The organism is Streptomyces sp. NPDC043867, assembly GCF_056435845.1.
Genome location: NZ_JBWKDS010000028.1, coordinates 64,009 through 78,597 on the forward strand (window position 1 = coordinate 64,009; position 14,589 = coordinate 78,597).

A 14,589-nucleotide genomic window follows, 5' to 3' on the forward strand; every position below is an offset into this window, starting at 1 on the left:
CGGGGCCGGTGCCGCCCGCGACACCGGCGCCGGCCGGCAACACCGGTGCCGGCCCCTCCGCGGGGAGAACGCGGTGCCGGCCCCTCCGCGGGGAGAACCTGGTGCCGGCCCCTCCGCGGGGAGAACCTGGTGCCGGCCCCTCCGCGGGGAGAACCTGGTGCCGGCCCCTCCGCGGGGAGAACGCGGTGCCGGCCCTCCGCGGGGAGAACCCGGTGCCGGTGTCTTCCCGCGGCGAGGCCCGTGCCTGCGCCACACCTCGTGAGGCGGCGGCACGGGGCTCGGGGGCGTGGACGTCGGCTCGGGGCCCGGCTTGGCGCGGGCTGTGGGCCGCGGGCTGTGGGTTGTGGGCCGTGGGCTGTGGCGCCGGGTGCGGCGGGTCCGCGTCCCTCCGACGGCCGGGCGGCAGCGCCGTGTCCGATTTCCGCCAGCGACGCGCGGTGCGGTGGCGGAGACTGGATGACGTGATCGATGAAGAGACCAGGTACGAGGCGGTGCGCAGCCGCGACGCCCGTTTCGACGGGGAGTTCTTCTTCGCCGTCGAGACGACCGGGATCTACTGTCGGCCGAGCTGCCCGGCGGTGACGCCGAAGCGCAAGAACGTGCGGTACTACGCGACGGCGGCCGCGGCGCAGGGTTCCGGCTTCCGCGCCTGCCGCCGGTGCCGCCCGGACGCGGTTCCCGGGTCGGCCGGGTGGAACGTCCGCGCCGACGTCGTGGGCCGTGCCATGCGCATGATCGGCGACGGAGTGGTCGACCGGGAGGGCGTCGCCGGGCTCGCCGCACGCCTCGGGTACAGCGCCCGCCAGGTGCAGCGGCAGCTCACCGCCGAACTCGGCGCGGGCCCCGTCGCGCTGGCCCGCGCCCAGCGCGCCCACACCGCGCGGGTGCTGCTGCAGACCACCGGCCTGCCGGTCACCGAGATCGCGTTCGCCGCCGGGTTCGCCAGCGTGCGCCAGTTCAACGCCACCGTCCGGGCGGTGTACGCGTCCACGCCCAGCGAGCTGCGCGCCGCCGCGGCAGGGCGCGGCCCCACCGGCCCGCGCGCCGCGGCCCCCACCGCGGGCATCCCGCTGCGGCTCGCCCACCGCGGGCCCTACCAGTCCGGCGCGGTCTTCGACGTCCTGGCCCGCGAGGCGGTCCCGGGCGTCGAGGAGGTCCACGGCACCCGCGGACGCCGGACGTACCGGCGCACCCTCCGCCTCCCGTACGGCACCGGGATCGTCGCGGTCGACGAACGCCAGCGCACACCGGGACGCCAGGCCTGCGCCCACGCCGGCGGATGGCTCGACGCCCGGCTGCACCTCACCGACCTGCGTGATCTCACCACCGCCGTACAACGGCTGCGGCTGCTGTTCGACCTGGACGCCGATCCGTACGCGGTGGACGAGCGGCTCGCCGCCGATCCCCGGCTGGCACCGCTGGTCGCCGCCCGCCCGGGCCTGCGGTCGCCCGGCACCGCCGACCCGGACGAACTGGCCGTGCGCGCGCTCGTCGGCCGGACCGAGGCCGAGCGGCTGGTACGGCGGTACGGGAAGGTGCTGGATGCCCCCTGCGGGACGCTCACCCATCTGTTTCCCGAGGCCGGCGTCCTCGCACAGGCGGAACCGGACGGCACGCTCGGCGCGCTGACCGCCGCCCTCGCCGACGGCGCCCTGCGGCTCGACGCGGGCGCCGACCGGGACGACGCGCAGCGGGCGCTGCTCGCACTGCCGGGCATGGACCCGCGCACCGTCGCGGTCATCCGCACCCGGGCCCTCGGCGACCCGGACGCCGCACCCCCGGACGAGGACGTCCCCGACACCTGGCGCCCCTGGCGCGCCTACGCCCTGAACCACCTCCACGCCGCCGGCGCAGCCGAAGCGAGTACCGGCATCGCGGCGGCCGGCACGGCCGCCGCCCACGACTCGGAACGGGAAACCCACTGATCATGCCCACGCACTGCACGACCCTGGACAGCCCGGTCGGCCCGCTGCTCCTCACCGCCGACGACTCCGGCACCCTCACGTCCCTGTCCGTACCGGGCCAGAAGGGCGGTCGCACCCGCCGGCCGGAGTGGCGGCACACGCCCGAGCTCTTCCGTGCCGCGGAGGAACAGCTGGCCGCCTACTTCGCCGGCGAACTCGACGCGTTCACCCTGGAGTTCAGGGGCGAGGGGACCGAGTTCCGGGAGCGGGTATGGGCCGCCGTGGACTCCGTGCCGTACGGCGCGACGACCACGTACGGCGCCATCGCCGCGCGCATCGGCGCCCCGCGGGCCGCGGTCCGCGCGATCGGCGGCGCGATCGGCGCCAACCCGCTGCTGATCGTCCGCCCCTGCCATCGGGTGATCGGCGCGGACGGCTCGCTGACCGGGTACGCGGGCGGCCTCGACCGCAAACAACGCCTGCTCACCCTCGAAGGGGTGCTGGGGCCCGCCCGTAGGCCCTAGGGGGCGTCTGGGAGCGGCTCGGCGGGAAGCGGGGGGGGGGCCGAGGCCGGGAGCGGCCCAGGATCGGTCCGGGGCGGGTGGAGAGGGCGTCAGCGGGCCGGTGGCGGGCTGGTGGATCCGGTCCGGGAGGGGCCGGGTGCACGGTCGGCGGGCGAGGGGTTGCTGCTCGACTTCTGTGTGCCTGCGCGCGATGTCTGGCGTCGGCGAGGCGCTGAGCTTCGGTGATGGCGTGCAGAGGGTGAATCCATACCGCGTGCGGCAGCATGCGCCCCGTCTTGTACCTGATGTTTGACACAAAGTGGGGCCTGCGACATCTTGTACTCGCGGCTTGATACAAGATGACCTGAGGGGACCCCCTATGCGCGACAGCGCCCTGCTCCAGCACCGCTTCCTCGATCACGCCGATCACTACGCCCGCTGGTCCGGCCTGGCCATCGGAGTCAATGCCGCGCAGGCGCTGTCCACGCTGGGGAACGTCGAGTTCGAGCAGCGTGTCGTGTTCTCCATCACCGCCTTCGGGCTGTGCGCGGTGGCAGGCGTCCTTCTCGCCGACGCGCTGACCCTGGTACCCCAGGACGTGGTCCGGACCGCGAGTCTCAAGCCGCGCCTGGTCAGAGACCACATCCCGCCGCGCATGGGCCCTCTGATCGCCCTTCAGGGAATCACGCTCACCGCGCTCCTGACGATCACAGCCGCCACGGCCTCCTGGGACCCCGGCCATGTCCTCCATACGGGAAAGGTCGTCGCCGTCACCTGCAACGGAATGCGGACCTCTCTGGGCCCCTGGCCCGGCCTGTACTACAGCCTTCCGACGTTCGGCGCGCTCGCCATAGCCACTCCCACCTGCCTCTGGGCCCTGCGCCGCATCGCCCACGGACCGGGCCCGGAGCAGCAGCGCCGCGACCGGGCGTGGGCGGTGACCGGAGCCTGGGGCCTGTTGGTTTCGAGTCAGCAGTTGTATGCCGTACTGATGGTCTCCATCTCGGTGACGGACACGGGCTGCGCCGGTGTGATGGGCGCGCTCACCTTCTGGGTGTTCTACCCTCTGGCCCTGCTGAACCTGTTCACAGTCGCGTGGTCCCTGGTCACCGTGGTGGCCCCCAGGGCCGTCGGCGACAACGCGCCGGAGGAGGCCCCCCGACCATGAACGAGCCTGCCGTCCGCGTCGACACGAACAGCCAGGTACCGCCGTACGCGCAGATCCGGGCCCAGCTCGGCGCGCTGATCGTCACCGGACAGCTGGCCGAGGGCGACCGCTTGCCCACCGTGCGCCAACTGGCCACGGACCTCGGTCTCGCACCGGGCACGGTGGCCCGCGCCTACCGCGAGCTGGAAGCCGCCGAGCTGATCCGCACCCGCCGCGGAGCGGGGTCCCGGGTCGCGGCGGTCCCCGCCCGCCCAACCCACACGTACGCCTCTCAATTGGCCACCCTGGCCCGCGACTTCACCTCCTCTGCTCGTGCGCTGGGCGCCGACACCGAAGCCGTCCTGGCCGCCGTCCGCGACGCCTTGGGCCCCGAGAACCACTAATCGGGCGTCCCTTGCCGTCGCGGCCCGCGGTAATGGTCTGACCGCGAACGTTCACCGGGTTACATGGCTCGGCGACGTGTATGAGTAGGGTCGTTGGATGGACAGCACGATGCATATGCCGACGGAAGAAGACCTGGAACTGGTCGAGTTCGCCCAGCGCATTGTTGAGACCAACGGTGACGGTGAGGTCCACACCGTCGGGGCGGCCGTGCGAGACGCACAGGGCCGGATGTTCGGTGGTATCAACCTCTATCACTTCACTGGCGGACCTTGCGCGGAGTTGGTGGCGCTCGGGCATGCGCGTGCTGCGGGAGCACGTGACCTGACGGCGATTGTTGCCGTCGGTGACACGGGGCGCGGCGTGCTCGCGCCGTGTGGCCGGGACCGGCAGGTCCTGCTGGACTACCACCCGGGTATCCGCGTCCTCGTGCCGGCAGCTGGTGGCATTCGCAGTGTCGCGATCACCGATCTCCTGCCTCATGCCTATGTCTGGGGGGAGCAGTCCGCAGCGTCCGACGGAGCGCTGGGCTCGGCCGCGATACAGGCCCTGCATTTCCATCGCACCTACCTCGAGGCTGTACGCACTGGGCGGAAGACGACCACGGTGCGGTTCCGCGACCCGGTGGAGACGGGCCCGGTGAACATGGTGTTCGAGTTGGATGACGAGGTGGTGCTGTCCGGTGTGGTCACTCAGATCACTTCCAAGAGCGTCGCCGAGTTGACCGAGGCGGACGCTGTCGCCGACGGGTTTCGTGATCTCGCCGAGCTGCAAGACAGGCTGCGGTTCCACTACCCCGACATCAAGTCAACCGATGACGCCACCATCGTTCACTTCTGTCTGACGCGTTGACTGCATCCGCCATCGAGCGAGCGAGGCGATCGGCCCTGCTCATGCCGCTCCTTGCAGGGGTCTGCCGCCCCAGCGGATGGCTTTCTCGCTGCGGATGCGGGCACGTTCGCGTCGTTGGGCGGCGAGGATGTCGGGGCGGCGGGCGAAACCTTCCCGGTCACAGCACTAGCCCTCCTCCAGCCCCCAGCTGTGGATCCGCCTCGGGTGGATCCGGATCAGCTCCTCGCTGAAGTGCGGCCCCAACGCGTGCGGACCGGTGAGCAGTTCGGCCTCCCCGCGGATGTCGATGCCGCGCACCTGCCACGGGTCGAGGCTGACGATGTCGTCGACGACGAGAGCCACCTTCGGGTTCTGCCGGAGGTTGCGCCACTTCTTGGTCGCCCCCATCGCGTAGCCGCCGATCAGGATCGTCCCGTCGTCCTGCGGGAAGAACCCGACCGGGTTCGCCTGCGGCTGCCCATGGGCGTCGACTGTGGCCAGCCGTCCCAGCCGCTGCGACGTCAGGTAGGCGCGTTCCCGCTCGCTGAATTCGGTCATGGCAGCAGCCAAACACTCCTGTGCCCGGGGCGCATCGGGTTCTGGCCCCGGGGCCGGAGAAGGAGCCCGGTGCGCCCGAGGGTGTGACGGCGTGTTGGGGTGGACGGCGGCTGGGAACCCATGGCCCCATGACTCGAGCGATCAAGGTCCGGTATCTGCTGGCCGCCCTGGTGACAGCCGTGGCGCCCGCCCCGCCGACGGCGGCCGCCGCCACCGGTCCCGGACCCGCCCGGGCCCTCGACGGCCCCCGTCACGCCGCCCCGGGCGACGACCTCGTGGCCCGGCGCGGCCGTGCGCCGGACCACCCGGCCGACGGCTATGACCCCGAGCGCGACGCCCGGCCGCACGACTTCCGGCTCCGCGACGCCCTCCTCGGCGGCGCACCGGCCCGCGGTGCGGCCCTCGCCGCCGCGTCGGCCACCCGCGGCGCGGCCCTCGACGCCGGTCCTGCGGCTCCGCTCACCGGCCGCGCGGTTCCCGCCGCCGGTCCTGCGGCCCGGGTCGGGGTCTTCCCCGCCGGTCTCGCGGCCCGCCGTCGGGCGCCCGTGGCCGTTCTCCCGGCCCTGGGCGCCCCCGGCGTGCTCCACGGGACCCTCGGCGCCGATCCGTTGCCGCCCACCCCCTCCGTCACCGCGGCCCTGACGTCCGGGGTCCTGCGCCCCGCCGCCCGGGACTGGACCGGCACCTGGGAGGCCGCGCCCTCCGGGACCGTGCCGGGGCTGCCCGGTGCCTCCGTGCGCAACGTGGTGCACACGAGCGTCGGCGGCAGCGCGGTCCGGGTCCGGATCACCAACCGGCTCGGCACCGCGCCCCTGCGACTCGGCGCCCTCAGCGTCGCGTTGCGGAAGCCCGGCGCGACCGTGAGCGCGGACGCCGTCGCGGGCTCGCTGCGCACCGCCACCTTCGCGGGCGCGGAGTCGGCTCTCGTCCCGGCGGGCCGGGACCTGATCAGCGACCCCGTACGGCTGCGCGTGCCGGCCGGTGCCGATCTGCTGATCTCGGTGCACACCCCGGCCGACTCGGGCCCGGCGACGTACCACCGCGCCGCCCTCCAGACCAACTTCCTCGCCCGGCACGGCGATCACACCCGTGACGAGAACGGCCGCGCGTACACCGCCACGCTCGGCAACTGGTACTACGTGACCGGCGTCGACGTGTTCGACGCGCCCGCCGTGGGGAGCGTGGTCGCCCTCGGGGACTCCATCACCGACGGCACCGGGTCGACGTTCGGTGCCCACCACCGCTGGCCCGACCGGCTCGCCGAGCGGCTGCGCGGCCTGCCACCCGGCCGCCGGCTCGGCGTCCTCAACGCCGGGATCGCGGGAAACCGCCTGCTGCGCGCGGGCGTCGGACCCGACGCGCTCTCCCGGCTCGACGCGGACGTCCTCTCCCGCAGCGGGGTGCGCGCCCTGATCGTGCTGGAGGGCGTCAACGACATCAAGGGCACGCCGGAACAACTCGACCCCGGAGCCTTCGAGGACGCGTACCGGCGCATCGTCAGCCGTGCCCACGCCCGCGGCATCCGCGTCATCGGCGCCACGATCACCCCGTACGGCGGGCACGGCGCCCATACGCGGGCCCGGGAGACCGCGCGGCAGGCGGTCAACGCCGTCATCCGCGCGGGCGGCCTCTTCGACGCTGTCGCCGACTTCGACGCCGCCGTCCGCGACCCCGGCCGGCCGTCCCGTATCCGCCCGGCCTACGACCCCGGCGACCACCTCCACTTCAACGACGCCGGGATGCGGGCCCTGGCCGACACCGTCGACCTCGCCACCCTCACCCCGCGCAGCGTCCTGCGCTGAGCCCGGCCGACCGCTCAGCCCCAGATCACCGCCGCCACCCACGCGCCCGCGATCAGCAGGCAGGCGAACAGCTCCGTCAGCACGCTCCAGCCGCCCGACCGCATCGCCGTACGCAACGCGGCCACCGCCTCTCCGCGCCGCCCGAGCCGCAGCCGCTCCGAGAGATAGACCCCGCCCATGAAACCGGGCACGGCGCCGAGCACCGGCAGGACGACGAAGCCGAGCAGCGCGCCGCAGCCGGCGTACACCCCCATGCGGACCGTGGCGCCGCTCGCGCGCAGCCGGCGCGGGGGCATCGCCCACCGGCTCGCCAGCGACAGCAGCAGGACCACCGTCGCGCCCACGAGCACGATCCAGGACAGCCTGCGCGGATCCTCCAGCGCCCACCACAGGACCGCGGCCCAGACGAGCCAGGAACCCGGGACGCCGGGCACCAGTACTCCGGCCAGGCCGAGCAGGATCACCACGCCGACCAGCAGGAGCTCCCACACTCCCATCTGTCCAGGGTGCGGGAGAACCGGCGAAACCGCAGGTCAGTCCTGCCGCTCCCGGGCCACCCAGGCCCTCTCGTACGCATGCCAGCCGAGCTGGAGCCGGGTCGTCACGCCCGTCAGCTCCATCAGCCGCTTCACCCGGCGCTGCACGGTCCGCAGCCCCAGATCGAGCTGCTTGGCGACGCTCGCGTCGGTCAGCCCGGCGAGCAGCAGCGAGAGGATCTCCAGGTCGGTGCCGTCCGGGCCGTCCGGTTGCTGCTCGGCCACGCCCCCGCTGCCGCTGCCGAGCCGCAGCGGCAGCGCCTCCCGCCACACCGACTCGAACAGCCCCGACAGCAGTTCCAGGAGTCCGCTCGCGTGCACCACCAGGGCGGCGGGCTCGGCGGTGTGCGAGGTCAGCGGCACCATGGCGAGCGTACGGTCGGCGATCACCAGCTTGGTCGGCACCGTGTCCACCACCCGCACCTGCTCGTCCCGGCCGAGGGCGGCGGTCAGCTCGGTGATCCCGGTGGGCAGGTCGAGCACCGCCCGCTCCACCACCACGCGATACGCGACACCACGGTCGGCGGCCTGCTTCTCGGCGTCGTTGTCCGTCCCCGACACGACCACGGGCTTCCCGGTGACCAGCGCGCACACCTCCTCGGTCGCGCCCAGCTGGAGCTGGAGGAACCGCTGCGCGACCGCCGCGGCACCGATCACCACCTCGACCAGGTCGTGCACGGCCGGCTCGGCGGCCTGCGCCCGGTACTCCTCGGCGAGCAGCGCCGCCGCCAGCTCGGCCTTCTCCAGCTCGTGCCGCTGCTGAGTGAGCAGCGCGCCCAGCGCCACCCCGGGCGGCGCCGCGACCCACCGTCCTGGCCGGGCCGTCGACTGCGCCGCCAGACCGTGCCGCTCCAGGCGGCGCAGGGCGCGCTCCGTGTCGTACTCGCCGAGCGTGAGCCGGCGCGCGAGATCGGGCACGTCGGCGGCCCCCACCGACACCAGCGCCCGGTACGCCGACTCGTGCGTCTCGTCCAGACCTATCGCTCCCAGCATGCGCGGGCGTCCCTCCCCAAGGATCCGTGGCGGCCGGCCCGTGGCGGAAAGCGGCCACGGCGCAAAACCGCCTCGGCACATCATCGCCGTACCACCCGTCTCTCTGACAAGGTGACGCCACCGGGTACCGATCACCGCCCGTGATGCCCGGCTCGGCTCCGCCTGGCCTGCGCGGACGCGGAGGTGGGGCTTCTCGTGACCGTGACCACGCATCACAGCGGAGCCTCAGGGAACCAGGTCACACTCAGGGCCGGGACGACCTCCGCGCGGGGCGAACCGGTCCTCAAGACCGTGACTCGGGCCCACGATGCACGTGGGCCCCGGTCACTCCGGCGCCGCCGGGCGGTTCTCCCGTGGGGGGTGGGACCGCCCGGCGGTTTCGCGCAGGGGTGTTCGAGCCACTCGCCCGTCCGTCGTCCGACACGCCGTTCGACGGTCTCCGTCGGCCGGTTTTTCGTGATGCACCGTTTCCTTCCGGCCCCCGCGGTGGACAATTACCGGCATGAGCCAGCAGGGGGAGAGGCCCGCCGGGCACGAGGACGACTGGTGGGGCCAGCTGTACGACGACGCCACCGGAGACACGGGGCCCGCGGCCGCCGCCGACTCCCTCGACGACCGGTTCGCGTCGGCGGCGGACACGGTGGGGGGTGGTCCGGCGCCGGGCGCGCCGGCCGACGAGGCGCCGCCCCGGCCGGCGGAGACGCGCGGAGTACCGGAACAGCGGACCGGCGGCTCCGGACGCCCGTCCGCGGACCCCGGAGCGCGCGGTGACGCGCTCGGCCCGGGGTCGCGCGGTGACGCGCTCCACGGCGAGCGCGGGCCGGTGACCGGTGCGTCCGGCGGCGCCTCTGCCGAAGTCCCGCCCCGCCCCGCCGCCGCGCCGACGCCCTTTGCCACCCCTGCCGGGGCTCAGCCCCCTCACGACAGCCCCCCGCCCCCCGCCGTGGCCCCGCGACCGCCCACCGAAGACCCCCGACCCGCCGCCGGTACGCCCCTCACGGACGGTCCGCGAGCCCCGGGCCGCGTCCCGCCCACTGACGGCCCGCGTCCGCCCGCCGAGGGTCCGCTTGCCGAGGGTGCGCGTCCGCCGGTCGACGGTCCGCCTCCGCCCGTGGACGGCCCGCGTCCGCGCGTCGAGGGTGCGCGTCCGCCTGTCGAGGGTGCGCGTCCGCCGGTCGACGGTCCGCCTCCGCCCGTGGACGGCCCGCGTCCGCTTGCCGATGGTCCGCGCCCGCCTGTCGAGGGTCCGCCTCCGCCGGTCGACGGTCCGCGTCCGCCGGTCGAGGGTCCGCGTCCGCCCGTGGACGGTCCGCGTCCGCGCGTCGAGGGTCCGCGTCCGCCGGTCGAGGGTCCGCGTCCGCCCGTGGACGGTCCGCGTCCGCGCGTCGAGGGTGCGCGTCCGCCTGTCGAGGGTGCGCGTCCGCCGGTCGACGGTCCGCCTCCGCCCGTGGACGGCCCGCGTCCGCGCGTCGAGGGTGCGCGTCCGCCTGTCGAGGGTGCGCGTCCGCCGGTCGACGGTCCGCCTCCGCCCGTGGACGGCCCGCGTCCCCCTGCCGACGGTCCGCCTCCGCGCGTCGAGGGTGCACGTCCGCCAGTCGACGGTCCGCGTCCGCCTGCCGATGGTCGCCCGCCCGTCGATGGTCCGCCTCGGCCCGTCGACGGTCCGCCTCGGCCCGTCGACGGCGCGCGTCCGCCTGCCGGTGGTCCGCCTCCGCCCACCGGCGGTCCGCGACCCCAAGTCGCTTCCGAGCCGCAGCCGGGCCAGGTACCGTCACCCCCACGCCACGCCCCCGCCATGCCCGCCGACGCGGCCCCGGCTCCCGTCGGTCCGACGTCCACCGGCGGTCCGCAGGCCCCCGGTCATGCCCCGCCCCCCGCCGGCCCGCGGCCCCCCGCCGGGCCCCCGCCCGCCGGCTTCCTGCCCGTCGAGCGGGCGCAGGCTCCCGCGCGTCCCGGGGCGCCGGAGCAGGGCGTCCCGGTCCCGTCGGCGTCGTTCGGGCCGGTCGGGGGCCAGGCATGGCCGTCCCTCGCGGACGCCGGACCGCCCGAGTCCGCTCCCGGCCCCGGCGCCCCCGCAGGGCCGGCCCCCGTCGGCCACGTGGGGTCCGGGCCGCCCACCTACGACGCCGAGCCCACCGCGCTGCCGCCCGCCGATCCGGACGAGCTGGCGGACCTCGTCGCCGACACGGTGCTGGACGGGGCCCAGTACGGCGCGTGCACCCTGCGCGCGGTCTCCGTGCGCGGGGACTCCGCGCGGTACCGGGGCGAGCCGCGCCGGGACTCGCTGCTCACCGCCCGCTTCGGGACGGGTGAGAACGCGCTCGTGCTGGTGGCGATGGCGACCGGCACCCGGGCCGCGCCCGGCGCGCACCGGGCCGCGGCGGAGGCGTGCCGGTGGATCGGCCGGGCCGTGGGGCGCAGCCACGCGCGGCTGGCCGAGGACATCCGGGCGGGCCGGCGCGGTGACCTGAAGTCGGGACTGCAACGGCTGACCGACCGCAGTCTCGGCAAGCTGCGGGCCGCCGCGGCCGAACAGGGCGTCGAGCCGGAGGAGTACACAGCCGGCCTGCGCTGCCTCCTGCTGCCCGCGGATCCGGACTGCCGTACGCGCGTCTTCTTCGGCGTCGGCACCGGCGGGCTGTTCCGGCTGCGGGACGGCGAGTGGCAGGACATCGAGCCGCGGGTCACCGAGACCGCGGGGGAGGCCGTCGTCGGGTTCGGCTCGCCGCCCCACGAGACCCCGGAGGGCGACCGGCTCACCATGGATCTCGGTATCGCGACGCCCCCGAGCCCGTACGAGCCGGCGCCCCGGCCGCCCCGCGCCCCCTTCCGCTTCCGTGCCTCCGTCGCCCGCCCGGGTGACACGCTGCTGCTGTGCACGAGCGGCCTGGCGGAGCCCCTGCGCGGCGAACCCGAGCTGGCCGCCCATCTGACCAGGCGCTGGTCCACGAGCGAGCCGCCCGGTCTCGCGGCGTTCTTCGCGGACAGCCAGGTCAGGGTCAAGGGGTACGCCGACGACCGGACCGCCGCGGCCGTTTGGGAGGCGTAACACCCACGCCTGTGGATTCATGGAACCCGAAGGGATCTCCGGAGACCGAAGGGCACGTGAAGTCATGGCCAAGCAGAACGTCGCCGAGCAGTTCGTCGACATCCTCGTCCGGGCGGGCGTCAAGCGGCTCTACGGGGTCGTCGGCGACAGCCTCAACCCGGTCGTGGACGCCGTCCGGCGCACCCCGGCCATCGACTGGATCCACGTCCGGCACGAGGAGACCGCCGCGTTCGCCGCGGGCGCGGAGGCACAGATCACCGGGAACCTCGCGGCGTGCGCCGGTTCCTGCGGCCCCGGCAACCTGCACCTCATCAACGGCCTGTACGACGCCCACCGCTCCATGGCGCCCGTCCTCGCCCTCGCCTCGCACATCCCGTCCAGCGAGATCGGGCTCGGGTACTTCCAGGAGACCCACCCGCAGCAGCTGTTCCGGGAGTGCAGCCACTACAGCGAGATGATCTCCAGTCCGCAGCAGATGCCCCGGCTGCTGCACACGGCGATCCAGAACGCCGTCGGGCGCAGCGGCGTGAGCGTCGTGACGCTGCCCGGCGACATCGCGGACCTGCCCGCACCCGAGAAGGCCGCCGGGACAGCGCTCGTCACCTCCCGGCCGAGCGTGCGCCCCGGCGACGCGGAGATCGGCCGGCTCGTCGCGATGATCGACGCGGCCGACAAGGTCACCCTGTTCTGCGGCAGCGGCACGGCGGGTGCGCACGCCGAGGTCATGGAGTTCGCCGAGAAGATCAAGTCGCCGGTGGGGCACGCGCTGCGCGGCAAGGAATGGATTCAGTACGACAATCCCTTCGACGTCGGCATGAGCGGTCTGCTCGGCTACGGCGCCGCCTACGAGGCCACCCACGAGTGCGACCTCCTCATCCTGCTCGGCACCGACTTCCCGTACAACGCCTTCCTGCCCGACGACGTCAAGATCGCCCAGGTCGACGTGCGTCCCGAACATCTGGGCCGCCGCTCCAGACTCGACCTCGCGGTGTGGGGCGATGTGCGCGAGACGCTGCGGTGTCTGACGCCCCGGGTGAAGACCAAGAAGAACCGGCGCTTCCTGGACAAGATGCTGAAGAAGCACGCCGACGCGCTGGAAGGGGTCGTCAAGGCGTACACCCGGAAGGTCGACAAGCACGTCCCGATCCATCCCGAGTACGTCGCCTCGGTCCTCGACGAGATCGCCGACGACGACGCGGTGTTCACCGTCGACACCGGCATGTGCAACGTGTGGGCGGCGCGCTACATCTCGCCCAACGGCCGCCGCCGGGTCATCGGCTCCTTCTCGCACGGCTCGATGGCGAACGCCCTGCCGATGGCGATCGGCGCCCAGTTCACCGACCGCGGCCGCCAGGTCGTCTCGATGTCCGGCGACGGCGGATTCGCCATGCTGATGGGCGACTTCCTCACCCTCGTCCAGTACGACCTGCCGGTGAAGGTCGTCCTCTTCAACAACTCCTCGCTCGGGATGGTGGAGTTGGAGATGCTGGTCGCCGGACTGCCCGCGCACGGCACGGCGAACAAGAACCCGGACTTCGCCGCCGTCGCCCGGGCCTGCGGGGCCTACGGGGTCCGCGTCGAGAAGCCCAAGCAGCTCGCGGGCGCGCTCAAGGACGCCTTCCGGCACAAGGGGCCCGCGCTCGTCGACGTCGTCACCGATCCCAACGCCCTGTCGATTCCACCGAAGATCAGTGCCGAGATGGTCACGGGCTTCGCCCTGTCCGCCTCGAAGATCGTCCTCGACGGCGGCGTGGGCCGCATGCTGCAGATGGCCCGCTCCAACCTGCGCAACGTCCCGAGGCCCTGAACGCCTCCACGTCATCTACGACTCGGTCAGCAGACGCGCGTCGGCGGTTGGGGCGATGCCGGGTGGTCCGCGCGTCAACGGGGAGCCCCGGCGCGAGGGGGTGCCGAACCGCCTGTTCGTCCGGCGCGTCCACTCCGCGGACGCGCCGGTTCACCGGCCGTCGACGGCCGGTCCCTACCGGGGGCCGGTGCACGGGCCCGCCCAAATGGTGCGGAAAGCACGTCAGTTGCCTAGCCCGGGCAGACCCGCAGCGGGACCAGCCGGCCTCGCCGCTCAGGACGGCCCTGCCCCGGGGCGGCACTTCCCCGGTGACGCGCCGGGAACCCGCCGGTGTCCGGCAGGTGATTGCCGGCCCGGGATGACTGTCGCCGTCCGGGGGAGGGCATGGATCCCCGTGAACGTGTTCGAGCAGGAAGGAAACCGACATCGGTGTGCGGGCGGGGGTCATGAAGAGGCAGGCACGTGCGGGTGGTCCGGTGACACGGGGGACATCCGCGGCGAGGACAGTGGAGGAGACGGTCGACGACGGTCCGCAGAAGGCGGGAGCGACGCAGCTCCGGCGCAGGCTGGGACGGGGGGACCTCCGGGCGGTGCCGGAGGTCCGCGGAGCACTGAGGGAGCTGTTACGGCACTGGGGGAGACCGGGCCACTCGGAGACGGCGGAGCTGCTGACCAGCGAGCTCGTGACCAACGCCCTGATCCACACGGACCATGACGCGCTGCTGACCGCCACCGTCTCACCGCACGCGCTGCGCGTGGAGGTACGGGACTTCGTGGGACGCAGGCCACGGCTGCGGGTACCGATCGCCGACGACGGTACGCACGGCCGGGGCCTCGTGCTCGTGCAGTCCCTGGCCGACGCCTGGGGCGTCCGGGTGCACGGCGTGGGCAAGGTGGTGTGGTTCGAACTGGAGGGGGGGGGGGGGGGGGGGGGGGGGGGGGGCCCCCCCCCCCGGGGGGGGGGGGGGGGGGGGGGGGGGAGGGGGGGGCGGGGGGGGGGGGCGTGGACTCGCTTCCCCTCCCTCCGCCGTCAAAGACAAACAAGGGAAAGTACGGC

General features: G+C 74.2%; 11 protein-coding genes and 1 pseudogene. 9 read left to right on the forward strand and 3 right to left on the reverse strand.

Translation table 11 applies throughout. The features are described 5' to 3' along the window. The first annotated feature begins 464 nt into the window (after nucleotides 1-464). From AC069T_RS25880 to AC069T_RS25900, 5 genes are all read left to right on the forward strand, one after another. Complete coding sequence (locus tag AC069T_RS25880; RefSeq protein WP_478785043.1) at nucleotides 465-1,925, forward strand: DNA-3-methyladenine glycosylase 2 family protein; 1,461 nt, start codon at nucleotides 465-467, stop codon at nucleotides 1,923-1,925. Nucleotides 1,926-1,927: 2 nt separating this feature from the next. Further along, nucleotides 1,928-2,428, forward strand: a complete 501-nt coding sequence (locus AC069T_RS25885) for a methylated-DNA--[protein]-cysteine S-methyltransferase (protein WP_478785000.1) — start codon at nucleotides 1,928-1,930, stop codon at nucleotides 2,426-2,428. 358 nt (nucleotides 2,429-2,786) lie between these two features. After that, on the forward strand, nucleotides 2,787-3,575 hold the full coding sequence (locus tag AC069T_RS25890; protein ID WP_478785001.1) for a hypothetical protein: 789 nt from the start codon (nucleotides 2,787-2,789) through the stop codon (nucleotides 3,573-3,575). Beyond that, nucleotides 3,572-3,958, forward strand: coding sequence for a GntR family transcriptional regulator (locus AC069T_RS25895; protein WP_478785002.1), 387 nt, complete (start codon nucleotides 3,572-3,574; stop codon nucleotides 3,956-3,958). Before AC069T_RS25890 ends, AC069T_RS25895 begins: the two co-directional genes overlap by 4 nt. A gap of 97 nt (nucleotides 3,959-4,055) precedes the next feature. Then, nucleotides 4,056-4,808, forward strand: coding sequence for an ASCH domain-containing protein (locus AC069T_RS25900; RefSeq protein WP_478785003.1), 753 nt, complete (start codon nucleotides 4,056-4,058; stop codon nucleotides 4,806-4,808). A gap of 165 nt (nucleotides 4,809-4,973) precedes the next feature. Here AC069T_RS25900 and AC069T_RS25905 read toward each other — a convergent pair whose 3' ends face one another. After that, complete coding sequence (locus tag AC069T_RS25905; RefSeq protein WP_478785004.1) at nucleotides 4,974-5,345, reverse strand: PPOX class F420-dependent oxidoreductase; 372 nt, start codon at nucleotides 5,343-5,345, stop codon at nucleotides 4,974-4,976. 638 nt (nucleotides 5,346-5,983) lie between these two features. Here AC069T_RS25905 and AC069T_RS25910 point away from each other — a divergent pair. Then, nucleotides 5,984-7,147: an SGNH/GDSL hydrolase family protein gene (locus AC069T_RS25910; RefSeq protein ID WP_478785044.1), complete on the forward strand. Its 1,164-nt coding sequence runs from the start codon at nucleotides 5,984-5,986 to the stop codon at nucleotides 7,145-7,147. Between the two features lie 14 nt (nucleotides 7,148-7,161). On the opposite strand, the gene AC069T_RS25915 is transcribed toward AC069T_RS25910, so the two are convergent. Together AC069T_RS25915 and AC069T_RS25920 are read right to left on the reverse strand one after the other, a co-directional pair. Continuing rightward, complete coding sequence (locus tag AC069T_RS25915) at nucleotides 7,162-7,644, reverse strand: DUF456 domain-containing protein (protein WP_478785005.1); 483 nt, start codon at nucleotides 7,642-7,644, stop codon at nucleotides 7,162-7,164. 36 nt (nucleotides 7,645-7,680) lie between these two features. Continuing rightward, the gene (locus AC069T_RS25920) at nucleotides 7,681-8,676 is read right to left on the reverse strand and encodes a winged helix-turn-helix transcriptional regulator (protein ID WP_478785006.1); all 996 of its coding nucleotides are present in this window, start codon (nucleotides 8,674-8,676) and stop codon (nucleotides 7,681-7,683) included. Between the two features lie 1,531 nt (nucleotides 8,677-10,207). Here AC069T_RS25920 and AC069T_RS25925 point away from each other — a divergent pair. From AC069T_RS25925 to AC069T_RS25935, 3 genes and pseudogenes are all read left to right on the forward strand, one after another. Next, nucleotides 10,208-11,725 (forward strand): protein phosphatase 2C domain-containing protein, encoded by a 1,518-nt coding sequence (locus tag AC069T_RS25925; RefSeq protein ID WP_478785007.1) that lies wholly within the window; start codon nucleotides 10,208-10,210, stop codon nucleotides 11,723-11,725. A gap of 64 nt (nucleotides 11,726-11,789) precedes the next feature. Further along, a complete protein-coding gene (locus tag AC069T_RS25930; RefSeq protein ID WP_478785008.1) occupies nucleotides 11,790-13,532 on the forward strand; it encodes a pyruvate dehydrogenase in 1,743 nt (580 codons plus the stop codon). 446 nt (nucleotides 13,533-13,978) lie between these two features. Further along, nucleotides 13,979-14,452 (forward strand): annotated as a pseudogene (locus tag AC069T_RS25935) (ATP-binding protein); the annotation flags it as partial. Between the last annotated feature and the right edge of the window lie 137 nt (nucleotides 14,453-14,589).

Bases quoted from the DNA above. Each gene is read 5' to 3' on its own strand.
- AC069T_RS25900 (WP_478785003.1), top strand. From the start codon at position 4,056: ATGGACAGCACGATGCATATGCCGACGGAAGAAGACCTGGAACTGGTC.
- AC069T_RS25890 (WP_478785001.1), top strand. From the start codon at position 2,787: ATGCGCGACAGCGCCCTGCTCCAGCACCGCTTCCTCGATCACGCCGAT.
- AC069T_RS25895 (WP_478785002.1), top strand. From the start codon at position 3,572: ATGAACGAGCCTGCCGTCCGCGTCGACACGAACAGCCAGGTACCGCCG.
- AC069T_RS25905 (WP_478785004.1), bottom strand. From the start codon at position 5,345: ATGACCGAATTCAGCGAGCGGGAACGCGCCTACCTGACGTCGCAGCGG.
- AC069T_RS25920 (WP_478785006.1), bottom strand. From the start codon at position 8,676: ATGCTGGGAGCGATAGGTCTGGACGAGACGCACGAGTCGGCGTACCGG.
- AC069T_RS25885 (WP_478785000.1), top strand. From the start codon at position 1,928: ATGCCCACGCACTGCACGACCCTGGACAGCCCGGTCGGCCCGCTGCTC.
- AC069T_RS25930 (WP_478785008.1), top strand. From the start codon at position 11,790: ATGGCCAAGCAGAACGTCGCCGAGCAGTTCGTCGACATCCTCGTCCGG.
- AC069T_RS25915 (WP_478785005.1), bottom strand. From the start codon at position 7,644: ATGGGAGTGTGGGAGCTCCTGCTGGTCGGCGTGGTGATCCTGCTCGGC.